General features: G+C 70.0%; 23 protein-coding genes. 14 read left to right on the top strand and 9 right to left on the bottom strand.

The features are described 5' to 3' along the window. A partial coding sequence (locus CRT23_RS25025; protein WP_146056503.1) for an MCP four helix bundle domain-containing protein occupies nt 1–742 on the bottom strand: 742 nt, incomplete at its 3' end. 372 nt (nt 743–1,114) lie between these two features. Here CRT23_RS25025 and CRT23_RS25020 point away from each other — a divergent pair. Next, nucleotides 1,115–1,468: a hypothetical protein gene (locus tag CRT23_RS25020; protein WP_103712264.1), complete on the top strand. Its 354-nt coding sequence runs from the start codon at nt 1,115–1,117 to the stop codon at nt 1,466–1,468. A gap of 21 nt (nt 1,469–1,489) precedes the next feature. Here the strand turns inward: CRT23_RS25020 and CRT23_RS25015 are convergent, their stop codons facing one another. Further along, nucleotides 1,490–2,131, bottom strand: a complete 642-nt coding sequence (locus CRT23_RS25015) for a TetR-like C-terminal domain-containing protein (RefSeq protein ID WP_103712263.1) — start codon at nt 2,129–2,131, stop codon at nt 1,490–1,492. Between the two features lie 212 nt (nt 2,132–2,343). Between CRT23_RS25015 and CRT23_RS25010 the strand changes: the two genes are divergently transcribed. Together CRT23_RS25010 and CRT23_RS28070 are read left to right on the top strand one after the other, a co-directional pair. Next, nucleotides 2,344–5,760, top strand: coding sequence for an acyl-[ACP]--phospholipid O-acyltransferase (locus CRT23_RS25010; RefSeq protein WP_103712262.1), 3,417 nt, complete (start codon nt 2,344–2,346; stop codon nt 5,758–5,760). Between the two features lie 530 nt (nt 5,761–6,290). Beyond that, a complete protein-coding gene (locus CRT23_RS28070) occupies nt 6,291–6,548 on the top strand; it encodes a hypothetical protein (RefSeq protein ID WP_146056502.1) in 258 nt (85 codons plus the stop codon). Nucleotides 6,549–6,558: 10 nt separating this feature from the next. Here CRT23_RS28070 and CRT23_RS25000 read toward each other — a convergent pair whose 3' ends face one another. Next, the gene (locus CRT23_RS25000; RefSeq protein WP_103712260.1) at nt 6,559–7,743 is read right to left on the bottom strand and encodes an 8-amino-7-oxononanoate synthase; all 1,185 of its coding nucleotides are present in this window, start codon (nt 7,741–7,743) and stop codon (nt 6,559–6,561) included. Nucleotides 7,744–7,977: 234 nt separating this feature from the next. Between CRT23_RS25000 and CRT23_RS24995 the strand changes: the two genes are divergently transcribed. After that, on the top strand, nt 7,978–8,361 hold the full coding sequence (locus CRT23_RS24995; protein ID WP_018046001.1) for a response regulator: 384 nt from the start codon (nt 7,978–7,980) through the stop codon (nt 8,359–8,361). Between the two features lie 49 nt (nt 8,362–8,410). After that, nucleotides 8,411–8,944, top strand: a complete 534-nt coding sequence (locus tag CRT23_RS24990) for a protein phosphatase CheZ (protein ID WP_103712259.1) — start codon at nt 8,411–8,413, stop codon at nt 8,942–8,944. Here CRT23_RS24990 and CRT23_RS24985 read toward each other — a convergent pair whose 3' ends face one another. Both CRT23_RS24985 and CRT23_RS24980 read right to left on the bottom strand, forming a co-directional pair. Next, nucleotides 8,945–9,859 (bottom strand): TIGR01459 family HAD-type hydrolase, encoded by a 915-nt coding sequence (locus tag CRT23_RS24985; RefSeq protein ID WP_103712258.1) that lies wholly within the window; start codon nt 9,857–9,859, stop codon nt 8,945–8,947. An 87-nt stretch (nt 9,860–9,946) separates the two neighbouring features. Beyond that, complete coding sequence (locus tag CRT23_RS24980; protein ID WP_103712257.1) at nt 9,947–11,431, bottom strand: EAL domain-containing protein; 1,485 nt, start codon at nt 11,429–11,431, stop codon at nt 9,947–9,949. Between the two features lie 245 nt (nt 11,432–11,676). On the opposite strand from CRT23_RS24980, the gene CRT23_RS24975 reads away from it, so the two are divergent. The 3 genes from CRT23_RS24975 to CRT23_RS24965 all read left to right on the top strand — a co-directional run bounded on the left by CRT23_RS24975 (nt 11,677) and on the right by CRT23_RS24965 (nt 14,603). Then, entirely contained in the window at nt 11,677–11,898 is a 222-nt protein-coding gene (locus CRT23_RS24975) for a heavy-metal-associated domain-containing protein (RefSeq protein ID WP_056218669.1), read from the top strand. A gap of 229 nt (nt 11,899–12,127) precedes the next feature. Further along, nucleotides 12,128–13,801 carry a formate--tetrahydrofolate ligase gene (locus tag CRT23_RS24970; RefSeq protein ID WP_103712256.1) on the top strand — a complete coding sequence of 558 codons (1,674 nt, stop codon included), beginning with the start codon at nt 12,128–12,130 and terminating at the stop codon, nt 13,799–13,801. 124 nt (nt 13,802–13,925) lie between these two features. Then, on the top strand, nt 13,926–14,603 hold the full coding sequence (locus CRT23_RS24965; RefSeq protein ID WP_055946719.1) for a spermidine synthase: 678 nt from the start codon (nt 13,926–13,928) through the stop codon (nt 14,601–14,603). Nucleotides 14,604–14,610: 7 nt separating this feature from the next. On the opposite strand, the gene CRT23_RS24960 is transcribed toward CRT23_RS24965, so the two are convergent. The 3 genes from CRT23_RS24960 to CRT23_RS24950 form a co-directional block, all read right to left on the bottom strand. Beyond that, nucleotides 14,611–14,826, bottom strand: a complete 216-nt coding sequence (locus tag CRT23_RS24960) for a hypothetical protein (protein WP_103712255.1) — start codon at nt 14,824–14,826, stop codon at nt 14,611–14,613. 143 nt (nt 14,827–14,969) lie between these two features. Next, complete coding sequence (locus tag CRT23_RS24955; RefSeq protein WP_103712254.1) at nt 14,970–15,308, bottom strand: hypothetical protein; 339 nt, start codon at nt 15,306–15,308, stop codon at nt 14,970–14,972. 94 nt (nt 15,309–15,402) lie between these two features. Then, a complete protein-coding gene (locus CRT23_RS24950) occupies nt 15,403–15,972 on the bottom strand; it encodes a GNAT family N-acetyltransferase (RefSeq protein ID WP_103712253.1) in 570 nt (189 codons plus the stop codon). Between the two features lie 295 nt (nt 15,973–16,267). On the opposite strand from CRT23_RS24950, the gene zapE reads away from it, so the two are divergent. From zapE to CRT23_RS24930, 4 genes are all read left to right on the top strand, one after another. Next, the gene (zapE, locus tag CRT23_RS24945) at nt 16,268–17,446 is read left to right on the top strand and encodes a cell division protein ZapE (RefSeq protein ID WP_245436571.1); all 1,179 of its coding nucleotides are present in this window, start codon (nt 16,268–16,270) and stop codon (nt 17,444–17,446) included. A 416-nt stretch (nt 17,447–17,862) separates the two neighbouring features. Then, nucleotides 17,863–18,360, top strand: coding sequence for a (2Fe-2S)-binding protein (locus CRT23_RS24940; protein ID WP_103712251.1), 498 nt, complete (start codon nt 17,863–17,865; stop codon nt 18,358–18,360). Continuing rightward, a complete protein-coding gene (locus CRT23_RS24935) occupies nt 18,357–20,714 on the top strand; it encodes a xanthine dehydrogenase family protein molybdopterin-binding subunit (RefSeq protein WP_103712250.1) in 2,358 nt (785 codons plus the stop codon). Before CRT23_RS24940 ends, CRT23_RS24935 begins: the two co-directional genes overlap by 4 nt. Nucleotides 20,715–21,027: 313 nt before the next feature. Beyond that, nucleotides 21,028–21,420, top strand: a complete 393-nt coding sequence (locus CRT23_RS24930; protein WP_103712249.1) for a hypothetical protein — start codon at nt 21,028–21,030, stop codon at nt 21,418–21,420. Nucleotides 21,421–21,543: 123 nt separating this feature from the next. Here CRT23_RS24930 and CRT23_RS24925 read toward each other — a convergent pair whose 3' ends face one another. Then, nucleotides 21,544–21,771: a hypothetical protein gene (locus tag CRT23_RS24925; protein ID WP_082487457.1), complete on the bottom strand. Its 228-nt coding sequence runs from the start codon at nt 21,769–21,771 to the stop codon at nt 21,544–21,546. 391 nt (nt 21,772–22,162) lie between these two features. On the opposite strand from CRT23_RS24925, the gene CRT23_RS24920 reads away from it, so the two are divergent. After that, nucleotides 22,163–22,351 (top strand): hypothetical protein, encoded by a 189-nt coding sequence (locus CRT23_RS24920; protein WP_055946698.1) that lies wholly within the window; start codon nt 22,163–22,165, stop codon nt 22,349–22,351. 837 nt (nt 22,352–23,188) lie between these two features. Then, the gene (locus CRT23_RS24915) at nt 23,189–24,184 is read left to right on the top strand and encodes a sulfate ABC transporter substrate-binding protein (RefSeq protein WP_245436570.1); all 996 of its coding nucleotides are present in this window, start codon (nt 23,189–23,191) and stop codon (nt 24,182–24,184) included. Nucleotides 24,185–24,368: the final 184 nt, after the last annotated feature.

Below are 24,368 nucleotides of genomic sequence, written 5' to 3'. Positions count from 1 at the left end.
TGCCGATCTCGGTCCGGGCGCCCTGGTGCGGGATGGTCACCGAGAGGTCGCCGCCCGCCAGCGCCTGCATGGGCTGGACCACCGCGCCGATGCCCCGCGTGACGCCGCGGATGATCAGGAAGGCCGACAGCCCCGACAGCGCCAGGGCCAGCAACATGGCGGTGAGACCCAGGGTCTGGGTCTGCTCGAAGATCGCCGTGCTGCGGGCCTGCGCCTGCGCGGCGCCGTCATTGTTGAGGGCCGTGAGCTTTTCCAGGGTGTTCGACGCCGCGCGGCGGACCGGCAGGCCCTTGCTCTCGTAGAGCTCGAAGGCCTGGGCCTTCTGTCCATTGCGCGAGAGATCCAGGATGGCTTGGCGGATCGGCAGGAAGGTGGCCGCATCGCGCATGTAGCCGTCGTAGAGGGCGCGCTCCTCCGGCGAGGCGATCATCGGCTCGTAGATCGCCCGGCGATCGGCCAGCTTCTTGTCAAAGCGCGCGAGGTCCGCCTCGATCGACGCCGTCAGTTTCGGGTCGTTGGCCTGCGTATGCCGAAGCACGACCGCGCTGATGCGAGCCGTGATGGTATCGATCTCGCCCAGGGCTCGGATGCTCGGAAGCCAGTTCGTCTCGATCTCCAGGCTCTGTGCGCGCATGCGCTGGGTGCCGAAGAGCCCCAGGAGACCCAGGCCGACCACGAAGAGCGTCAGGAGCGAGAAGGCCGCGATCAGGCGGCTGCGGATGGACAGATTTTGGACGGACACGACGGACCTCATCGGGCGCCGCCTGGACTGGATCAACACGCGCGGCAAGCAGCCACAACGCTCCCTGAATGCTTAATATCTCCCATTCACGAATGACGGATTCCGAACCACCGGTTGCATCGGCTGAAATAGAATAGACCTTGTGGTCTTCTCGCGATTTGTCCCTCCGCAGACATCAGCCCGAGGTCCCGGACCTTGTAGCGATCGAATTCGGACAAAGCTGCAGGGGGAGCATCGACCGGCGGAGCGAATCCAGTGCCAGCGGCATGGAACCGAATACATCGGAGTCTCTCGGTCGGACCGCGATCTAATCCCTACAAATTGAATCATCAGGTTCACGAAGTCGTGAGCGGGGAAGCGGAAGATGGCGTCATGGCCATTGATCCCTTCACACCGCGCAATCTCGCCTCGGCCATCGCGCTCGGAGGCCTCGGCACCATGATGATCGCGCCGGAGCCGAGTTGGCACTCGGCCGGCATCGGCCTCGCCTGCCTCGTCGCGTTCGGCGGCCTGTCGCTTCTGCCTGCGCCGCGACCCGAGGCACATGGCTCGGTGTCGAAGACCACCGAGCGCCGCGGCCAGCCGAGGACGGACGACACGCGTGAGCTCCCGACCTGGGCGGAGCCGGAGTACAAGGCAGCGGAGCCTCCGGCCTCGCGCAGTCTCACCGATCCTCATCCCGCCCTCTTCCGGGGGATGCGGACGCGCCGCAGCAGCGGCCCGTAGGATCCACCGGCCCGAGGACGCTCAGGCGCTCTCGATCTCGGGCTGTCCCCGGTCCGGGCCTTCGAGGAAGCGTCGGACCAGCAGGCGCGCGAGGTCGCGGGGCGATTCCGGTGTCAGCACCAAGAGCTTGCGCGATGTCGCGAGCGAGGCGAGTCCGTGCAGGGCAGCCCAGAGGGCTGCCACCGCCTGCCGGCGTTCGTCCGGGTCGGGGATCATGGGCGCCAGCACGCGGGCGACGAGGTCGGTCGTCTGGCTAAGGGCCTCGGCATACCAGTCCGGGAAGGGGCTGTCGGGGGCGATCTGGTGCTCGAAGACGAGGCTCCAGACCTGCGGGTCCGCGGCGACGAAGCCGAGATAGGCATCGGCGAGGGCCAGGGCCCGGTCGTGCGGGGTGGCGTCCGGCAGCACCGCGGATTCCAGGGCCGTGTGCAGACGTGCGAGGGTGCGGGCGTTGACCCGCATCATCACCGCATCGAGATCGCCGACCGCATTGTAGATCGAGTTCGGCGCATACCCGATGGTGCTGGCCAGCCGCCGCATCCCAAGACCACGCAGGCCCTCCTGCCGGACGAGGTTCTCGGCGGCCTTCGTGACCAGGGCCAGGAACTCGTCGCGGTTGTGCTCGCCGCGCGGGCCCGTTCCCCGTTTCCCTGCCCGTGCCATCCTGTCCCCCGCTCCGTGAATCCCGAGGTCGGGCCCTCGTCTCCGTGCGGCGCCGCACCGGTCAGCGCCTCCGGATTGCACACCGTGCAATGATGCCATTGAACCCGATCTGCGGCGGCGATATGTTTTGAACGTTGTTCAAAGGGCGCGCGGTTCACCATTTGACGCTATCGCCGCGTGCGGGCAGTCATGCGTCGTCCGAGGAGACTTCCATGTTTCGTACCTTGATGACGACGCGCCGCTTCGCACCCCTGTTCTGGTGCCAGTTCTTCTCGGCGTTCAACGACAACTTCCTCAAGAACGCCCTCGTATTCCTGATCCTCTTCAAGGTGGGCGACGCAGGCGGTGGCAGCTCGCCGATGCTGATCACCCTGGCGGGCGCGGTCTTCATCGGCCCGTTCTTCCTCCTGTCAGGCCTCGGCGGCCAGATGGCCGACCGTTACGACAAGGCGCTCATCGCCAAGCGGCTGAAATTCGCCGAGATCTTCGCTGCGGCAGCGGCGGCCCTGGGCTTCTGGCTGCACGCCGTCCCGGTGCTGTTCGTGGCCCTCGGCCTGTTCGGCACGATCGCGGCCCTGTTCGGGCCGATCAAGTACGGCATCCTGCCCGACCACCTGCGCCGGGACGAACTGACTGCGGGCAACGCCCTGGTCGAGGCCGCGACTTTCCTCGCCATCCTGCTCGGCACCATCGTGGCCGGCCTCGCCACCGCCATGGGCGGCGGCGCGCTGGCCTTCAGCACCATGATCATGGTGTTCGCCGTCCTGTGCTGGCTCTCCGCGCGGGCGATCCCGTCCACCGGCGAGGCCGCCCCGACCTTGCGGGTCGACCCGAACGTCGCCCGCTCCACCGGCGCCCTCCTGCGCGATCTCTGGGGCGACACCCGCCTGTGGCGCGGCTCGCTCATCGTGAGCTGGTTCTGGCTCGTCGGCGCCGTGGTGCTGTCGCTGCTCCCCGTCCTGGTCCGCCAGAGCCTCAACGGCTCCGAGACCGTGGTGACGACCCTGCTCGCCGTCTTCTCCATCGGCATCGCGGTGGGCTCGGGGCTGGCCTCCTGGCTTGCCAGCGGTCGCATCGTGCTGCTCCCCACCCCCGTCGGCGCCCTGCTGATGGGCGCCTTCGGGCTCGATCTCGCCTGGACCGTGGCGCAGTTGCCCCCCGTCGCCGGCGATCCCTCGGGCGCCTGGGACTTCCTCACCACGGGGACGGGCCTGCGCGTCACCCTCGACCTGTTCGGCCTCGCCGTCGCGGGCGGCCTCTACATCGTGCCCTCCTTCGCCGCCGTGCAGGCCTGGACCGACAAGGACAAGCGGGCCCGCGTCATCGGCGCCGTCAACGTGCTCACGGCGGCCTTCATGGTGACGGGCGCGCTGGGCCTCGCCGCCCTGCAGGGCGCCGGCTGGTCGATGGCCGCGCTCCTGACCCTGCTCGGCGGGCTCAACCTCATGGCGGGCGTGGTCATCCTCGCCGTCCTGCCGACGAGCCCGTTCCGCGACTTCCTCTCGATCCTGTTCCGGGCCTTCTACCGCCTGGAGGTGCGCGGCCTGGAGAACGTCGAGAAGGCCGGCCCGAACGCCATCATCGCCCTCAACCACGTCTCGTTCCTCGACGCGCCGCTCGCGCTCTCCCTCCTGGACCAGGAGCCGGTCTTCGCCGTGGACCACGGCATCGCGCAGCGCTGGTGGGTGAAGCCGTTCCTGGCGATGACGAAGGCGATGCCCCTGGACCCGACCCGGCCGCTGGCCACCCGCACCCTGATCAATGCGGTCAAGGGCGGCGAGACGCTGATCATCTTCCCCGAGGGGCGCCTGACCGTCACCGGCAGCCTGATGAAGGTCTATGACGGAGCCGGGCTCATCGCCGACAAATCCGGGGCCATGGTGGTGCCGGTGAAGATCGAGGGCCTCGAGAAGACCGTCTTCTCGCGCCTGTCGAAGAACCAGGTGAAGCGGCGCTGGTGGCCGAAGGTCACCGTCACGATCCTTTCGCCGGTCGCCCTTAGCGTGGACCCGGCCCTCAAGGGCAAGGCCCGCCGGCAGGCGGCGGGCGCCGCGCTCTACGGAATCATGTCCGACCTCGTCTTCCGCACCACCGAGATCGATCGCGGCCTGATGCAGGCGCTGATCGAGGCCGGCGACCGCCACGGCTGGCGCCGCACGGCCGTCGAGGACCCGATGGGTCGCTTGAGCTATTCCCGCCTCGTGATGGGCGCCAACATCCTGGGGCGCAAGCTCGAACGGCTCGGCGCCCCGGGCAAGCCGCTGGGCGTCATGCTGCCGAACGCCAACGGCGCCGCCGTGACCCTGTTCGCCCTGGCCTCCGCCGGACGCGTCCCGGCCATGATCAACTTCTCGGCGGGCGCCGCCAACATCCTCTCGGCCTGCAAAACGGCCGAGGTCGACACCATCCTGACCTCTCGCGCCTTCATCGAGAAGGGCCGCCTCGGGGGCCTCGTGGAGGCGATCCGGGGATCCGTCGCGCTCGTCTATCTCGAGGACATCCGCGCCGGCATCACGACGGGCGACAAGCTGCGCGGCTTCCTCTCCAAGCGGGCGCCGCTGGTGCCCCGGCGGGGCGACGACCCGGCCGCGATCCTGTTCACCTCAGGCTCGGAAGGCGCGCCCAAGGGCGTGGTGCTCGCCAACCGCAACATGCTCGCCAACACCGCGCAGGTGGCCGCCCGGATCGATTTCGGGCCGAGCGACAAGGTGTTCAACGTGCTGCCGGTGTTCCACGCCTTCGGGCTGACGGCGGGCCTGGTGCTGCCCCTGGTCTCGGGCGTGCCGGTCTACCTCTATCCTTCGCCGCTGCACTACCGGATCGTGCCGGAACTCATCTACGGCTCCAACGCCACCGTCCTGTTCGGCACCGACACCTTCCTGGCGGGCTACGCCAAGACCGCGCATTCCTACGACCTGCGCTCGCTGCGCTACGTCGTGGCCGGAGCCGAGGCGGTGAAGGAATCCACCCGCAAGACCTGGGGCGAGAAGTTCGGCCTGCGCATCCTGGAGGGCTACGGCGTCACCGAGTGCGGCCCGGTGGTCGCCCTCAACACGCCGATGTTCAACCGCTTCGGCACCGTGGGCCGCCTCCTGCCCGGCCAGGATTGGCGGCTGGAGCCGGTACCCGGCATCGACGAGGGCGGACGTCTGGTCCTGCGTGGCCCCAACATCATGCTGGGCTACCTTCGGCCCGAGCGCCCCGGCAGCATCGAGGCGCCCCCCGAGGGCTGGCACGACACGGGCGACATCGTCGCCATCGATGCGCAGGGCTTCGTCACCATCAAGGGGCGAGCCAAGCGCTTCGCCAAGATCGCCGGCGAGATGGTGTCGCTGGCCAGCGTCGAGGCCCTCGCGGCCGAGCTGTGGCCCGACGCGCCGAGCGCCGTCGCCGCGGTGCCGGATGCCCGCAAGGGCGAGCGGCTGGTGCTGTTCACCGAACGCAAGGACGCGACCCGCGGCGCCTACCAGAGCTTCGCCAAGGGCAAGGGCGTGCCGGAGATCGCCATCCCGGCGGAGGTGGTGGTGCTGGAGCGCGTGCCCATGCTCGGAACCGGCAAGGTCGATCAGGTCAGCGTGGTCAAGCTCGCCCACGAGCGCGCGGCCGGCCAAGCGCCCGCCGCCGCTTGAGGGATCCGCAGGGGCTGAGAGCCCCGCGGCGCCCCGAAACGAATCCCGATCGGCCCGCGCATGCATGGGTCCAAGCCATGGGTCCAGGCCATGGGTTCAAGCCATAGGTCGAAGCGCAGGATCGGTGACCCGGATTCCGCGTGGACCGGGCGTCCCCATGGGCCGGGCGGTATCCCCACCGCCCGGCAAACAGTCGCTGGGACGGCTGTTTGGGACGCCGAGACAACAGATATGGACTCACAGACCAAGCAACCGACTCAACCCGGCGGCGGGATTGCTTATGCTGGTGCGGACGCTGCAGGACCCGACGGGCGGGCCGCGCAGGGGGATGGGATCACGGGTGCGCGCGGCGCGCCGCGCTGGATCCCGCGCAGATGGCAACAGGCGTGATGACCGCTGACATTCGCAAGCTCCGACCTCTCGGCGACGGGCCCGGCCCGACGAACGCAGCGGCAGGGGCCGGCGCCGGCGCACGCGTGGCTCTCCCCACCCCCGTCAACACCCAGGATTCCCGGAGGAGACTCATCGTCGTGACGGAAAAGACCCATCCCGAAGCCTTCGGTTACGACGCTCCCCCCGAAGAGACCCGCCTCGCGGATGGAACAGCGGACTCCGATGTGACCGCCCTGTCGGGTGAGGCCGAGGACGCGGCACCGATCGTTCGCCGTCGCGGCCCCCTGGTCACCCGCTGGATCGGCTTCTCGGCCCAGCGCCGGCGGGCGCGGGAGCGGTCGAACCGCCTCGAGGACCGGCACCACGAGGCCGGCGGCGCACGCTCCAACTCCTGATCCGTCCGGGTCAGGTCTCCGGGGAAACCTGCGGGCCGATGCCGAGCGCCCGCAGCGCGTCGGCCAGACCGTCGACCTGAGACTCCTCGTGCGCCGCCGAGAACGCCACCCGCAGCCGGGCGGTGCCGGCCGGCACCGTGGGCGGGCGGATCGCGACGACGAGATAGCCACGGGCCTCCAGGGCGGCCGAGAGCGCGAGCGCCGCCTCCGCCGCGCCGACGAGGACGGGCACGATCGGGCTGGTGGCCGCGGGCAGGCCGAGGCGCGCCGTGAAGCGGCGGGCCAGCGCCAGGGGCCGGGCGGCGCGCTCGGGCTCCGCCTCGACGATCTCCAGGGCACGCAGGGCGGCCGCCGCCGAGGCGGGCGGGAGACCGGTGGTGTAGACGAAGCTGCGGGCCCGGCTGGTCATCAGGTCGATGACCTCGCGCGAGGCGCAGAGATAGCCGCCATACGAGCCGAGGGTCTTCGACAGGGTGCCCATCTCCAGGGGGGCACGGGCGCCCGCCTCCACCACGCCGAGGCCGTGTGCATCGTCCACCAGCGTCCAGGCATCGTGAGCGGCGGCAACCTCCAGGATGGCGTCGAGAGGCGCGCGGTCCCCATCCATGCTGAAGACCCGCTCGGTCAGGATCAGCGCCCGTCCGTGCCGGGACCGGCGGGCGGCCAGGATGTCCCGCAGGTGCCCGACATCGTTGTGGCGGAAGCGCAGCATCGTCGCACCCGAGACCTGCGCCCCCGCGAACAGGCAGGAATGGCCGAGGGCGTCCACCAGGACGAGGTCCTGGGCGCCGACCAGGGCAGGCACGATGCCGAGATTGGCCATGTACCCGCTGCCGAAGACGAGGGCCGCGTCCTTGCCCTTGTGCGCGGCGAGCCGCGCCTCCAGGGCAGCGAGGACGGGATGATTGCCGGTGACGAGGCGGGAGGCGCCGGCGCCAGCGCCGTAGCGCGCCAGCGCCTCCTGCCCGGCGGCGATCACGCGGGGATCGTCGGAGAGACCGAGATAGTCGTTGCACGAGAACGAGATTAGCGTCCGGCCGTCACGCCGCGCGATCGGACCGGGTCCGCGCGCGGTGTCGATGAGGCGGCGGCGCAGGGCGCGCGCATCGAGGTCGTCCAGGGCCTGCCGGGCGAAAGCGTCGAGGCTGGACGGTGCGGAATCGGCGGTGTCGGGCAGGGGCGGCGCGAAGGACATAGCACCCGCATGGGGGCGAGCGCGGCAGCCTTGTCAAGGCGAGGGGGGTCCATCCCTGCCACGTCCGAACATTCCTGAAGTCAAGACAAGGTGGGCCGCGTGGGCAGTTAACCGCTTCGCAATGCGAAGCTGCGTAGTTTCATCGCCAAGGGGCGCCCAAACCTTGGCGCTCCGGCCCATTCCCGGAGGGCCGTGCCCAGGCACGGGCCCTCCCCTGACGGAGCACACCGACCCATGGCCCTCGATCTCGGCATGCCGATCCTCGTCGTCGACGATTATCAGACGATGGTCCGTATCATCCGCAATCTTCTGAAGCAGCTCGGCTTCGAGGAGGTCGACGACGCCTCCGACGGGACCGCTGCCCTCGCCCGGCTCAAGAACCGCAAGTACGGCCTCGTGATCTCCGACTGGAACATGGAGCCGATGACGGGCTACGAGCTGCTGCGCCACGTCCGCGCCGACGAGGCCCTGCGCACCACCCCGTTCATCATGGTCACCGCCGAGTCGAAGACCGAGAACGTCATCGCGGCCAAGAAGGCCGGCGTGAACAACTACATCGTCAAGCCGTTCAACGCCGCCACCCTGAAGAGCAAGATCGAAGCCGTCTGCGGCGCCTGATCGATCCGAAACGCAGCCCAGGAACACCGAATCGGGGAGCCGGGAGCCCATGGCACTCGCCAAGCAGGCGCGGAACGTGAATCCCGCGCCGGATAAGCCGTCCTTGATCCGTGAATTGGTTGAGATCGCGGATTACATCGCCCACCTGCGCAACGAGATCGCCGCGCTGCGGGCCAACGAGCTCACGCGGGATCGCCTGCCGATGGCGCACGAGGAGCTCGGCAGCGTGGTGGCCGCCACCGCGGGGGCCACGAATTCCATCATGAACACGGCCGAGGAGATCCTCGGCCTGCCGAACGACAAGAATTACCGCGCCACCGTCGAGGCGCGCATGAACGACATCTTCGAGGCCTGCACCTTCCAGGATATCACCGGGCAGCGCATCGCCAAGGTCGTGGAGGCCCTGCGCCAGCTCGAGAGCCGGCTCTCGCGCTTCGCCAGCGCCGTCAAGGCCAAGGACGAGGGCGGCATCGATCCCGAGGAGGTGGAGCGCCGGGTCCGCAAGGAACTCCTCATCCTCAACGGTCCGCAGCTGCACGGCCCGGCCGTCGCCCAGGACGAGATCGACGCCCTCTTCGCCTGATCACCAGACCAGGCGCTCGATCACCGCGTCGGGCCGGACCGCCTGGCGGTCGAGCCAGTCCGCGATGTCTCCGAGCGTCGCGTGGGCCGTCGCGACGCCGAGCTCCTCGGCGTGGATGCCGCGCGCCACCAGCAGGCTCGGGATTCCGAAAGCTGTCGCCCCGGCGATGTCGGTGCGCAGCGCGTCTCCGATGGCGAGGACCCGGGCGGGCTCCGGCGGCGCACGGTCGTCGAGGCCGCCCGCCAGCGCCAGCGCCGCCTCGTAGACGGGGCGATGGGGCTTGCCCGCATAGGTCACCGCGCCGCCCAGGGCCGCGTAGACCTCCGCGATAAGCCCGGCGCAGGGAATGAGTTCGCCCCGGCGCTCGACCACGAGGTCGGGATTGGCGCAGATCATCGGCACGTCCCGGGCCCGCATCGCCTCCAGCGTCCCGCGGTAATCCTCGGCGGTCTCGCAGGTATCGTCGAACAGGCCGGTGCAGATGACGCGCTCGGCCTGCGCCACGTCGACCAGGGTCACGTCGAGGCCGTCGAAGATCGTGGCGTCGCGCTCCGGTCCGAGATGATACAGGCGCTCGCCCGGATGGGCGCCGATCAGGCTGCGCGTCAGGTCGCCCGAGGTCAGGATCGCGTCGTAGGCGCCCCGGGGCACGCCGAACCCGTCGAGGATCGCCTGCACCCCGGCCCAGGGACGCGGCGCGTTCGAGACCAGGATCACCCGGCGGGGCCGCCCCTCCTCCGGAAGGGCGCGAAATCGCGTCAGGGCGTCGCTGGCGCCCGGATGCGCGTTGGTGCCGTCGTGCAGCACGCCCCAAACATCGCACAGGATGAGATCGTAGTCCGCGGCGATCGTCGCGAAGCCGTCCAGGGTGGGGACGGGCCCGGACGAGCCGGGACGTGCGGGCGTATCGGGCATGCGGCGGGCCTCGAGCTGACGAGCGGGCGTTTCAGGAGCGCCGCCCGGTTAGGCGGGACCTCCGGAAAATGCAACGCCGCGCGGGTGTCAGCCGGCCCGACGCAGGAAGTCGCGGAACGGGCGGCGCTGGGGCGGCGGCTCCGGATCCTCGTTCGGCGGAGTCGGCTCGGACGCAGCCGGGGCCGCCTGGAGGACCTCGGCGCGCACCACCCGGGCAGGCGCGAACACGCTGCCCTGGGCCAGGGGCACATCGAGCTCGATGAGGTCGGGCACGTCGGTTTCGTGCTCCACGCCCTCGGCGACGAGGCGGATGCCGGCCCGCGCCAGGGAGGCGACGAGGTCCTCCAGCGCGATGTCGGGCATGGCCTGGCGCGAATCCGGGCGCAGCAGCAGATCGGCCGGGACCTTCACCTGCGCGACGCCGCGGTCGGCGAGGGCCAGGGGATCGAGGCGCAGGTCGAGGGGCCGGTCCAGGATGAAGCCGATGGGTCCGCGCAGGTCGGCCAGCGCCCCCGCCTGCTCCGCGTCGAGGTTGCGCCAACTCACCTGGGGCAGGGCCAGCATGACCCGGCCCGACAGGTCCGGCGCCCCTTCGACGAGGCGCCCGAGCGAGCGCAGGAAGCCCGGCTCGAACAGGGAACGCGGCGACAGGCCGTAGGCCACCGCCGCCTGGCTGCCCCGCCCGGCCAGGTGCTGGGCGACGGTGGCGACGCGCTGGAGCATCCGGCGGTCGAGGTCGGTGGTGCGCCCGTGGCGCTCCAGCACCGGCACGAACGCCTCCGGCATCAGGGTCTCGCCGGCCAGGCGCAGGCGCGCCATCGCCTCGTAGGACACCACCTTGCGCTGAGGCAGGGACACGATGGGCTGGAGGTGGACCTCGAGGCCGGCGGCGTCGAAGGCCGCGATCAGGGCCGCGTCGCGGGCGGGGTCGCGCACCGGAGCCTCGGCCCGGCCAAGGGCCCGCGGCGTCCAGGGGGCGGCCGGAGGCGAATCGGTGCGCCGGAGGGGCGGCCCGTCGAAGCGTGGCTCGGGGCGAATTTCAGGCCGAATTTCAGGCTCCGGAGCGGTGACCCGCGCTGCGGGGCGGAGCGGAGAGGCGACGAGCGGAGAGGCGACGAGCGGAACGATCGGGGCGGGCACGGCCTTGAGGCCGGCGATCTCGCCATCCTGCGCCGCGACCACCGCCGCGAGTTCCCGGACGATGCCGCTGAGGAGGCCGATCTCGGCCGTGACCTCCTCGATCCCGGCGCTGAGGTCGCGGGGGTCCGGGCCGGGTGCGCTCGTGGGTAGGCCCGCATCGACGGCCCGGACCTGTTGCTCGGCCAGGGCGCGGGTGACCGTCTCCAGCCGGACGAGTCGCTGCGACAGCACGTCGACCTCGCCCGACAGCTTCTCGCAGCGGGCGGTCAGCGTGCCCGCGCGGCGATGGGCGACGAGGGCCGCCACGAGCCCGAGGCCGGCAAGCCCGAGGCTCGCTCCGAGCGGAGAGAAGACCGCGAGCGGCCCGAGAAGGCAGAGCGCGAGCAGACCGCAGGCCCACAGGCTCGTACGCCGGCCGATGATCCGGGCCATCGGAGTCTTCGATCCTCGAAACGACAGGGAAACACGGATGCCGGTCCGGCCGCGGCCGGTCCGGCGTTCTTTTGTTGCCGAGACGCTCCCGGCCCACAAGCCACCGGACGGCCCTGCAAACGGATTTTCCCGAACTGTGACTTGTGCTTCCGGGTCGTCTCGCACCGCGCGCGCCGTGCCGCTTGCATCGGCGTCGCGAGGCGCCACAATGCGCCCCGCGGAACGAGAAGCCCGGAGCGAACCTCATGGACGCGACGCCATCGGACCTCCTGATGCAGGTGGAGGGCATGACCTGCGACGGCTGCGCCGCGGCGGTGTGCCGGGCCATCCAGCGCCTCGACCCCGAGGCCAAGGTCGCGGTCGACCTCGATCACGGGCGCGTTGCGGTGACGACCACGGCTCAGGCCCTGAGCATCGCCGAAGCGCTGAACGAGGCCGGATACACGGCGAGTGCCATGACGGGCTGACACAGGTCTGATCCCAAACAAATTTTTGCCTGCAAATTCAAAATTTCCGACGCGCTTTTGCTTGTCCCATCACGCAAACTGATGCGATCGATGATGCGTGGCCGCTCGGCCGATCCGCACGGCCCAACGTCGGCGGATCCGGTCCTGGCGGCGAACGACGAACGCCAGCGGACGGAATGCGGCCCCGCCGGACCCGACCGCGCAAGAACAATCCGGGAGAAACGCACCAATGCCCTCAGATATCGAGATCGCGCGCGCGGCCACGCTCCAGCCGATCACCGAGGTCGCCGCCAAGATCGGCATCCCGGACGACGCGCTGCACCACTATGGCAAGCATATCGCCAAGATCGACCACGCCTTCATCAAGTCGCTCGAGACCAAGCCCGAAGGGAAGCTCGTGCTCGTGACGGCGATCAGCCCGACGCCGGCCGGCGAGGGCAAGACCACCACCACGGTCGGCCTCGGCGACGCGCTCAACCGCATCGGCCAGAAGACCGTGATGTGCCTGCGCGAGCCCTCGCTGGGTCCCTGCTTCGGCATGAAGGGCGGCGCGGCCGGCGGCGGCAAGGCCCAGGTCGTGCCCATGGAGCAGATCAACCTGCACTTCACCGGCGACTTCCACGCCATCACCTCCGCGCACAGCCTGGCGGCCGCCCTCATCGACAATCACGTCTACTGGGCCAACGAGCTGAACATCGACGTGCGCCGCATCCACTGGCGCCGGGTGGTCGACATGAACGACCGGGCCCTGCGCGCCATCACCCAGTCCCTCGGCGGCGTCGCCAACGGCTTCCCCCGTGAGGACGGCTTCGACATCACCGTGGCCTCCGAGGTCATGGCGGTGTTCTGCCTCGCCAAGGATCTGGACGACCTCGAGACCCGCCTCGGCCGCATCGTCATCGCCGAGACCCGCGACCGCAAGCCGGTGACGCTCAAGGACGTCAAGGCCACGGGCGCCATGACGGTGCTCCTGAAGGACGCCCTGCAGCCCAACCTCGTCCAGACCCTGGAGGGCAACCCGGCCCTCATCCACGGTGGCCCCTTCGCCAACATCGCCCATGGCTGCAACTCGGTGATCGCCACCCGCGCGGGCCTCAAGCTCGGCGACTACGTGGTCACGGAGGCCGGCTTCGGCGCCGATCTCGGTGCGGAGAAGTTCATCGACATCAAGTGTCGCCAGGCCGGCCTGAAGCCCTCCGCGGTGGTCATCGTCGCCACCGTACGTGCCCTCAAGATGCATGGCGGCGTCTCGAAGAAGGAGCTCGGATCCGAGAACCTCGACGCCCTGGAGAAGGGCTTCGCGAACCTGGCGCGCCACGTCGCCAACGTGCGCAGCTTCGGCCTGCCCGTCGTCGTCGGCGTCAACCACTTCTACGCCGACACCGATGCCGAGCATGCCAAGCTGAAGGAGCTCTGCCGCGACAAGCTCCAGGTCGAGGCCATCACCTGCAAGCACTGGGCGGAGGGCGGCGCCGGCGCCGAGGACCTCGCCCATGCGGTGGTCAAGCTCGCCAACGGCGAGCAGAAGCCCCTGAACTACGTCTACGAGACCGAGACCAAGCTCACCGACAAGATCCTCGCCATCGCCACCAAGCTCTACGGCGCGGGCGACATCCAGGTGGAGTCGAAGGCCGCCACCAAGCTCGCCCAGTTCGAGAAGGACGGCTACGGCCACCTGCCCGTCTGCATGGCCAAGACGCAGTACTCGTTCTCCACCGACCCGAACCTGATGGGCGCGCCCTCGGGCCACCTCATCGCGGTGCGCGACGTGCGGCTCTCGGCGGGCGCCGGCTTCGTCGTGGTGATCTGCGGTGAGATCATGACCATGCCGGGCCTGCCCAGGGTCCCGGCCTCGGAGGGCATCCACCTCGACGCCAACGGGCAGATCGAAGGGCTGTTCTAGCCCGCACGAACCCTCCCCCCGCGCCGTGCGCGGGGGGAGGGTCGGCGTCGCGGTGTCGCGTGATCCGATCGTCGACCCGTGCTAGCCGAGGTCGCATGATCCCCCCCACCGGCCAGTTCCCATCGTGATCCCCTGGACCGTCCTCGACACCGCGCCCGTGCCGGGCGGGTCGGACTCCCTGCGCCTGCTTCAGCGGGGCACCGAGTTCTCGATCCAGCTCGGCCACAACGAGCTGATGAACAGCCGGCTCAGCGGCTCCGAGGAGGCGCTGGCGACCCTGACCGCCGCGCGGCTCGGGTCCCGGGCGAAGGCCTGCTGGCTGATCGGCGGCTACGGTATGGGCTTCACCCTCCGGGCCGCCCTCGACGCCCTGCCCGCCGAGGCCCGGATCGTGCTGGCCGAGCTCGTGCCGGCGGTTCTGGATTGGGGCCGCGGCCCCCTGGCGGGCCTCTCCTCCGAGGCGCTGTCGGACCCGCGCGCCGAGGCGCGGGTGGCGGACGTCGCCGCGGTGATCCGTGCCGGGCGCGGCGCCTACGACGCGATCCTGCTCGACGTCGACAACGGCCCGGACGGCCTGACGCGCCGTGCCAACGACCGGCTCTACGACGCCGCCGGCCTCGCCGCCGCACGGGCCGCCCTGCGCCCCGGCGGGGTGCTGGCGGTGTGGTCGGCCCATCCCGATCCGGCCTTCACGCAGCGCCTGGCGCGAGGGGGCTTCCGGGTGGAGGCGGTCGGCGTGCGGGCCGGGCGCGCGCGCGGGGCGCGCCACACCATCTGGCTCGCCGAGCGACCCGCCCGGTGACGGGATCTCAGACGGAGGCGCCTCGGCGCTCGCGCTGCCGGCTGAGCCGGGTGGCGCCGTAGATCTCGGCGAGCTGGCGTCGGGCGGCCTTGACGGGGGCTTCGTTTCGCTCGTCGCAGGCGGCCCTGATGATGCGCAGGGCATCGGCCACGGAGCGCTCGAGGCGCGCTTCGGCCGGCCGGCTCAGCGGGCGGGTGGTCTGGGTGATCTCGGTCCGGTCCATGCTGCGGCCCCTCGTCGGCGAGCCCGTCCTCTCCTGGGGCGGGTCCCGGCCGCGACCATCGGCAGTGGGCGGGGCGGCAACAAGGCAGCTTGGCCGTGAGCGCCTGCGCGGGTTGGCTCAGGGAGACGGAATGCCCCCGGCTCTCAGTCCCGCCCCTGACCCTCGTTGAACTTGTCGCGACAGGTATAGCCGACGAAGCACTTGGGATCGTCCCGGGTCGTCTCCCAGGACGGCTGGGTGGTTTCCGGCAGCGGGCAGAACCCGCCGTCGCGCACGAAGCGCGCGTAGGTCGCCGGCCCCGTACTCAGTACGATGGCGCCGGCCCGGGCCACCAGGGCCGACGCTTCGGCGCAGCTCATCGCTCGGGTGTCGGGACGGGCCTGGGCCGAAACCTGGGCCGAAACTTGGGCCTGCGCCGAAACCGGGAGAAGGACCGCGCAGGCGAAGAGGACGGACAGGCTCCGCCGTGAAACGTCCGTCATGCTGCCCCCTGGCCGGAGCCGGAGGGGAGGAACCCGTCCGGGCGGCGTCATACCGGGGACGATAGCCTCCGGACCCGGCGCGGCAAAGCCGGACTCACGCCGCCGTGAGGGCAAGGGTGAAATCCACCGCCTCGGTGACGCCCTCCTGCCACAGGGAGACGGGGGTCGGCCGGGCCAGATGCAGGGCGCCGTCCGCCTCGCCGCCGCTGATGTGCAGGTCCGCGCCGACCTTGGTGGCGAGGCCCCGCATGGGCCGGTTCCAGGCCAGGCAGCGCACGTGCAGGTCCCGCACGCCCCGGTTGCGGGCCGCGGCGGCGATCCGCCGGAACAGCGCCTGGCCGAGGCCGTTGCGGCGATAGGCCTTCTCCACCGCGAAGGCGGCCTCCGCCTCCGTACCGAGGACGAAGCCGGGCGGCGGGACGGAGGCGGGACGCAACTCGCCGAGCCCCCGCAGCGTGCCGTCGACGAAGCTGCCGAACATCAGGCCCTCGGCGTTCAGGGCGTTGCGCGCATAGGCGACGGCGGCCGCATCGCTCAGCGCGCCCATGAAGCGGTTGGCCCGGGTCTCCGGGTCGAGCCGCAGGAAGGAGGATTCCACCGCCGGGGCATCGTTGGGCCACAGGCGGCGGAGGATCGGTTGAAGGGTCGGATGCGTATCGGGCATCGGGTGCCGGTCTCCGGTTTCGGGGCGCGCAGCGCGCGCCGGGTCCGGGCGTAGCCTCCCTCAAGGCGGATCAGATCTGGCATCGCTGCCACGGTTGTGCAATGCAGCAAAGCGACGGGCTGCCGCGCGTCCGGCGCCGGAACCGGGTCCGGGGCTTGATCCTGCGGGGTGGCCGCGTCAGACCGGCAGACCCGCCGGCCGCCCGATTCCCTCCCTCCGCGAACAGGTCGCCCACACCGTGAACGCCTCCTCCTCCTCGGGCCTCGAGCCGTCGAGCCAGGCCAAGGCCGGCGCCGTGTCCCCCGGCCCGGTCTCCGACCGCTACGAGGCCCTGGTGCGCACCGCGGCCATCGAGCGCGACCCGGCGCAGATCCATCTGGTGCGCGCCCTCGACCGCTTGGTGCTGGAGCTCGGCCGCCGCAAGCGCGCCCGCAAGGGCAGCGCCCTCGGCTGGCTGTTCGGCCGCCGGGACGATGCCGCGACGCCGCCGAAGGGGCTCTACATCTGGGGTTCGGTGGGACGCGGGAAGACCATGCTGATGGACCTCTTCCACGAGGCCGCCCCTGAGCCGAAGCGCCGGGTGCATTTCCACGGCTTCCTCGCCGATGCGCACGAGCGCATCCACGCCCATCGCCAGGCCCTGAAGGCCGGCACCGCCAAGGGCGACGACCCGATCCCGGTGGTGGCCGATGCCCTCGCGGACGAGGCGACGCTGCTCTGCTTCGACGAGTTCACCGTCACCGATATCGCCGATGCGATGATCCTCGGCCGGCTGTTCGGCGCCCTGTTCAAGCGCGGCGTCACCGTGGTGGCGACCTCCAACGTCGAGCCCGACCGGCTCTACGAGGGCGGCCTGAACCGCGCCCTGTTCCTGCCCTTCATCGCCGAACTGCAGGAGCGGGCGGCGGTGCTGCGCCTCGATTCCCGCACCGATTTCCGGCTGGAGAAGCTCGGGGGGGCCTCGGTCTATCACGTGCCTGCGGACGCCACGGCGGCGGCGGCCCTCGCGGCCGCCTTCAAGGGCCTCACCGGCAAGGCCAAGGGCCGGCCCGCGACCCTGCGGGTGAAGGGGCACGACGTGTCCGTGCCCGAGGAAACCGGCGGCGTTGCCCGCTTCAGCTTCGCCGACCTCTGCGCCCAGCCACTCGGCGCCTCGGACTACATGGCGGTGGCCCGTGCCTTCCACACGGTGATCGTCTCGGACATTCCCGTGATGGGCCCGGACAACCGCAACGAGGCCAAGCGCTTCATCACCCTGGTGGACACGCTCTACGACGCCCACGTGAAGCTGGTCGCCTCGGCCGCGGCGGAGCCCCACGACCTCTACACCGCCACCGAAGGGCGCGAGGCCTTCGAATTCGACCGCACGGTCTCCCGCCTGATCGAGATGCGCTCGTCGGAATACCTCGCCCTGCCGCACGGGGCCGGTGATTCCGGCGCGAGCGGGTCGAGCGCCGGCTTGGTGGAGACCTGAGGGCGAAAGCCGAGCCGGCCGCGCGTCAACGGGTGGGAATTGTGTGAGAGCCGGCAAAAACAACGCGCGCCGCTGCCATCCGGATCACCCGCCCGGTACCGCCCCGTGCGCAACGGCACATGGAGGCCGGATCGCCGCTCCGGGGACGGATGACGGGGCCGGCCTCCGGTTGCGCCGCAACAGGCCCGACGTTTAATTGGATTCATTCCGAGGTGCGGGGCGTGGGGGCTTCGTGCGCTGCGACGGCTCTCCCGATCGGAGAGGCCGGATCCGCCGCCGCATCTCAGGACCCTTCCGGGGGGCGGCTCACGCCCTCGACGCCCGACATGTGACCCTGACGGCTTCCCGACGGTTGATGGATTGGCGTGACGCCGATCCCCACCGGCCCGTGGCCTGATCCATGACAGGATACACCGATGATCAAACTGACCGTGAACGGAGCTGAACGCAGCTTCGACGGCGATCCCGATATGCCGCTGCTGTGGTACCTGCGCGACGAGGTCGGGCTCACCGGAACCAAGTTCGGCTGCGGACAGGCCCTCTGCGGCGCCTGCACCATCCATGTGGGCGGCACGGCCGTGCGCGGCTGCGTCACCCCCGTCTCGGCCGCCGAGGGGCAGGCCGTCGTCACCATCGAGGGCCTGTCCCCCGACGGCAACCATCCGGTTCAGGTCGCCTGGCGCGACCTGAACGTGGCGCAGTGCGGCTACTGCCAGTGCGGGCAGATGATGCAGGCCGCCTCCCTCCTCATCGATACCCCGAAGCCCACCGACGCGCAGATCGACGAGGCCATGAGCGGGAACCTGTGCCGTTGCGGCACCTACCCGCGCATCCGCGCCGCGATCCATCAGGCCGCCGGTCAACCGTCCGGTGCCGGCCAGAAGCCTGCCGCGAACAAGGGAGAGCGCCTGTGATCCACGAAGCTCAGACCATGGCGGACCGCGCCTCTTCGCCGGCCGGAACCGAAACCGATCAGACCGCGCCGAGTGCGCTCGCCAATGTCAGCCGCCGCGCCATGCTCGGCGGCATGGGCGCCCTCGTGCTCGCCCTCTCCTGGCGCGATCCGGCCCGGGCCGAGGACAAGAAGGACGAGCCCAAGAAGTACGGCGCCGATGCCATGCCGCATGGCTGGCAGGACGACCCGAAGGTCTTCGTCGCCATCGCCGCGGACGGCACCGTGACGGTGACCTGCCATCGCTCCGAGATGGGTCAGGGCGTGCGCACCTCGGTCGCCCTGGTGGTGGCCGATGAGCTCGACGCCGACTGGTCGAAGGTGAAGGTCGCCCAGGCCTGGGGTGACGAGGCCCGCTTCGGCAACCAGGACACCGACGGCTCGCGGTCGCTCCGCCACTTCTTCCCGCACCTGCGCCACGCCGGCGCCGCGGCCCGCGCCATGCTGGTCCAGGCCGCCGCCAAGCAGTGGGGCGTGCCCGCCGGGGAGGTGAAGGCCGAGAACCACGTCGTCACCCACGCCAAGTCGAAGCGCAGCCTCGGCTACGGCGAGGTTGCGGCCGCCGCCGCCGAGCTCCCGGTGCCGGCCCGCGAGAGCGTCACGCTGAAGAAGCAGGATGCCTTCCGCTACATCGGCAAGGGCAAGATCGGCCTCATCGACAATCACGACTTCACCGTCGGCAAGGCGATGTACGGCATCGACACCCGCCTCGACGGGATGCTCTACGCTCTCGTCGCCCGTCCCCCCGTCTACGGCGGCAAGGTCGTGAGCTTCGACGACACCGAGGCCCAGAAGGTCGCCGGAGTCGTCAAGATCTTCAAGATCGACGCGCCCGAGATTCCCTCCGAGTTCCAGCCCATCGGCGGCGTCGCCGTGGTGGCCAAGAACACCTGGGCGGCGATGAAGGCCCGCGAGGCCCTCAAGATCACCTGGGATGACGGCCCGAATGCCGGCTACGACTCCGTGGCCTTCCGGGGCGAGCTGGAGAAAGCGGCGCGCGCGCCCGGCAAGGTCGTGCGCGACCAGGGCGACGTCGCCGGCGCCATGGCCAAGGCCAAGACGAAGCTCGAGGCCGAGTACTTCGTGCCCCACCTCGTCCAGGCCCCGATGGAGCCGCCGGCCGCCACGGTGCGGATCAAGGACGGGTTCTGCGAAGCCTGGGCCTGTACCCAGGCGCCCCAGGCGACCCATGACCGCCTCGCCAAGAAGCTGAACCTGCCCGCCGACAAGGTGCGGGTGAACGTGACGCTGCTGGGCGGTGGCTTCGGCCGCAAGTCCAAGCCCGACTACGTGCTGGAGGCCGCCCTCTGCAGCCAGGCGGTGGACGGCGCGCCCGTCAAGCTGATCTGGACCCGCGACGACGACCTGCATCACGGCTACTACCACACCATCTCGGTGGAGCGCCTGGAGGCCGGGCTCGACGACAAGGGCATGCCGGTCGCCTGGCTGCACCGCTCGGCGGCGCCCACCATCGGGTCGATCTTCGCCCCCGACCCGAAGCACGAGCTGCCGTTCGAGCTCGGCATGGGCCTGACCAACACGCCGTTCGCCGTGCCCAACATCCGCCTCGAGAACCCGGCGGCGGATGCCCACGTGCGCATCGGCTGGTTCCGCTCGGTCTCGAACATCCCGCATGCCTTCGCGATCCAGTCCTTCGTGTCCGAACTCGCCCACGCGGCGGGCAAGGACCCGAAGGAGTACCTGCTCGCGCTGATCGGCCCTGACCGGCTGATCGACCCGACCAGCATCAGCGACGTCTGGAACTACGGCGAGGACCCCGCGCGCTACCCGATCGACACGGGGCGCTTGCGCCGCGTGATCGAGGCGGCGGCCAAGGGCATCGGCTGGGGTCGCAAGATGGAGAAGGGCACCGGCCTCGGGATCGCCGGCCACTACAGCTTCGTCACCCACACGGCGGTGGCGGCGGAAGTGGCGGTCGGTCCCAAGGGCGAGGTGCAGGTCAAGCGCGTCGACATCGCCATCGATTGCGGACCGCAGGTCAACCCGGAGCGGATCCGTTCGCAGATGGAGGGCGCGGTCGTCATGGGCATGGGCCTCGCGCTCTCGGCCGAGATCACCTTCAAGGACGGACGCGCGCAGCAGAACAACTTCGACGGCTACGAGATCACCCGCATCGATGCGGCGCCGAAGGAGATCCACGTCCACCTGCTGCCGAACCCGGACTACAACCGTCCCCTCGGGGGCGTCGGCGAACCCGGCGTTCCGCCCGTGGCCCCGGCGATCGCCAACGCGATCTTCGCCGCCACCGGCCGGCGCATCCGGCAGCTGCCGATTCGCGATCAGCTGAGCGCCTGATCCGGCATCGCCCTCCCGGGTCCCGGGAGGGTTCGGGGCGCAGGACGGTTTCGGGCCGTCCTGCGCCCCGATTCATATTCGGCCCCATCGGATCCGGCCGCCCGTCCGCAGGGCAGAGGCCGACAGGGCTCGAAGGTGTCCGACCGCCGGCGCGCGTTCGCGCCGATCCGGTCTCCCGTGGCGAACCCGTGTTTCCCGCCGACGGTTTTCACGACCCGCGCAGGGAGCCCTGCCTCGCTCCCGTGGGTTGACCCTCCGACGGAGGCGGCCCGGGTCGGGCCGATTCCACCTTCCGAACCAAGGACAGCAATCGATGATGCGTTTCCCAGGGCCCGTTGCCGGGTGTCTCGCCGCCAGTCTCCTCGTGGCGGGTGCAGCGCCCGCTTTCGCCTCTCCCTGCAGCGATCGCATCGCCAAGCTCGAAGGACCGGTGAAGGATCTGGCCAAGGAGGCGATCTCCGCCAATACCAGCGGCAAGGCCGCGGCGAGCGCGCGCGGCGGTCAGGGCATCACCGGAAGCGGCGGCAGCGCCTCGGCCGAGGCAGCCCCCCCGGAAAAGTCGGCGGAGGCCGGAAAAGGCGGCGACAAGGCGATGCAGGCGAAGGTGGCCCTCGACGAAGCGCGCACCGCCGACAAGAAGGGCGACGCCAAGGCCTGCGGCGAAGCGGTCGATCGGGCGCAGAAGCAGGTCGACAGCGCGCCCTGAGGCGCAGGCCCCGGCCATCGGCTCGGGGGAAGCGCTGGCCCCGTCAACAGGGGCCGGCGCGGGTCTAATGGATCGGGTGCATCGGGGGCGGCGACGGCATCCGCCCCACCTGCCTGTCGGATGTCAGGCGCTGGTGACGGCCGCGAGCGCGTGGTCGTTACCGTTCAGGCCGGCGCAGAGATCATCAATCTCTGCAAGATCAAGAGCTTCGCCGGAATCGCTCGCAATAGCATCGATCAAGTGATCTTGATGCGGGCTGAAGGGATGACCCTGCAAACGATAGAATTGATAATAGCGAAGCGCGGCTAATACAGCATCACGTTCTCGATCAGTAATGGTAATATTCTGCATGCCGGATATAATTCCCGTTATTGGTTGCGGGAGTTCGAGAAACAACCACTCTGCGGCGCCGTGAGCTTGGATGTTGTAAGCGAATCCGTACGGATTCGTCCATCACCGGAAACCATGCGTTAGCCGTTTCAGCATCGACCCGAGCCGCCGTCGAACGGCCAAGTCTTTGTCCGATCGCCATTTCCGCCGAGCGGCGCGCGCCGAGGTTTTTTTTAGCCCGGTGATTTGATCTTATGCGCTTGACAACCTTTGATAGGGCTCGTCGCTCTGAGGCGTCGGCGGACAGCGCCCGTCAGGGCGTCAGCTTATCCTTAACCGATCGGTGGCACGGTCACGCTTCGCCCGCCCTGCCTCGTGCCGCGCGCGGGATGCGGAGGCCAGGGTCCGACTCATGCCCAAGACCCGAAGCGAATATTCGTCCGCTGCCGATGCCGTGCGGCCTGCCGCGCCGACGCTCGGCCCCAGCGTCCGCCGCCATCTCGGACACACCCTCCGCACCTTCTACGCAGACATCCTGGCCGACCCGCCGGGCGCGCGGCTCGAAGCGCTCCTCGCCCGGCTGGGCAAGGGGAAGCGCTAGCCCGCGGTGTGACCCGTTTACCGCGTTTCCGGATGTTTCCCAGGCATGTGCGTGAATTCACGGACGGTTCACGCTGGGATCGCTAGTGGTGCGTTGATCCGATGAGCCCGCGCACTCCGCCGTGCTCTCACATGAAGCAGTTCCATGATCACGCTCGCCCTCGTCGTCGTCGGCAACATCCTGCTGGCGTCTCTGTTCTCGCTCATCGCCGTCGCGGCGGATTGAGCGTCCGGACGTCGCGCGCCGCAGCCTGAGGCCGGCGCGTCCCCGTCCTCGGCCACGCTGACATTTTCATCGGCCGCCTAGCGGCCGTCGACGCCCCGGGGCTCCCGCCTGCGGGGCTGCTCGGCGTGGTCTCGGTCGCGCTTGTCGGCTCTCGTCCGCAGCCTTGAAGCGGCGGGCATCGGACATCCTGCCTCCGGGGTGAGCCCGAGGGTCCGGCCGGGTGCAGCGAGGCGAACGGTCGTGGCGATCGCCTCCCGTCGCCACGCCCATGCGCTGAACACAGGATGGGATCCCAAGATTGAACGGAATGTCCTTTCTATAGAACCCCCGCAGGCTCAGCAGGTTCTTCTCCCACCGGGAACCGCGGGAGCATCCTGTTCTCCACATCGTGTAAAGCGTTCTCGATCAGGCCATATCGCGGGAACGAAGAGGCTCGTGCTGCCTTATCCGACTCAGTCCTGACGCTTGACAATGTTCGTTAAAACGAACGAAACCAGCGTCGCCGGGGTCGCGATGCGGAAGCCTTCGCTCCGGCTGCGCGAGCCAGATTCGGAGATCCCCGTGAGCGAGACCACTTCCCGGACCACCGGACGCACCCGCCGCCATGCGGCCCTGCTCGGCGCCGGCCTCGCCGCGGCCCTGCTCGCGCCCCCGCTCGCCTGCGCCCAGACCGAGCTCCTCAACGTCTCGTACGATCCGACCCGGGAGCTCTATCGCGAGATCAACGCGGCCTTCTCCGAGGCGTGGAAGGCCAAGACCGGCGAGACCCTGACCGTGCGTGCCGCCCATGGCGGCTCGGGCTCGCAGGCCCGCACGGTGATCGACGGCATTCCCGCCGATGTCGTGACCCTCGGCATCCCCTCCGACATCGACGCGATCAGCCGGATCTCGAAGAAGATCGTCCCGGATTGGCGGACGAAGCTGCCGAACCAGGGCCTGCCCTACACCTCGACCGTGGTGTTCCTGGTACGCAAGGGCAATCCGAAGGGCGTGAAGGACTGGGGCGACCTCGTGAAGCCCGACATCAAGGTCATCACCCCCAACCCGAAGACCTCCGCCGGGGGACGCTGGAACTTCCTCGCGGCCTGGGGCTACGCCTACGAGCGGGAGGGCAAGGACGCCGACAAGGCCAATGCCTTCGTGGGGGCGGTCTACAAGAACGTCCCGGTCCTCGACACCGGTGCCCGCGGCTCCACCGTGACCTTCGCGCAACGCGGCCTCGGCGACGTGCTGCCGACCTGGGAGAACGAGGCCTACCTCGTGTTCGAGGAGTTCGGCCGCGACAAGTTCGATGTGGTCGTGCCGCCGACCTCCATCTACGCCGAGCCGCCGGTCGCCCTGGTCGACGTCAACGTCGACAAGAAGGGAACCCGCAAACAGGCCGAGGCTTATCTTCAGTTCCTCTATTCCGACCAGGCGCAGGCCATCTTCGCCAAGCACCATTACCGCCCGCTCAACCGCGCGGCGGCCAAGCCCGAGGATCTGGCCCAGCTTCCCGAGCTGAAGCTGTTCAAGATCGAGGACCTGCAGGGCGACTGGGACGAGATCCAGAAGAAGAATTTCGACAACGGGGGCCTGTTCGACCAGCTGAGCAAGGCGGGGCGCTGACGCAGCCGCCCTCCCCGCCCCTTCCCGCTGGGGAAGGGGCCGAGACCTGAGCAGGACACCCCCATGGCCCCGCCCACCCGTGCCGAACCTTTCCGCACCGACCCCCTCCGCCCCAAGCGGCGATTTCTCCGCCCGAGCGTGATCCCCGGTTTCGGGCTCGCCTTCGGCTACACCCTGACCTGCC

Origin of the sequence: Methylobacterium sp. V23, assembly GCF_002917135.1 — a bacterium.
GTDB lineage: Bacteria > Pseudomonadota > Alphaproteobacteria > Rhizobiales > Beijerinckiaceae > Methylobacterium.
Note: the sequence above shows the minus strand (reverse complement) of the source record. Positions and strands in the feature narration are given on the sequence as shown.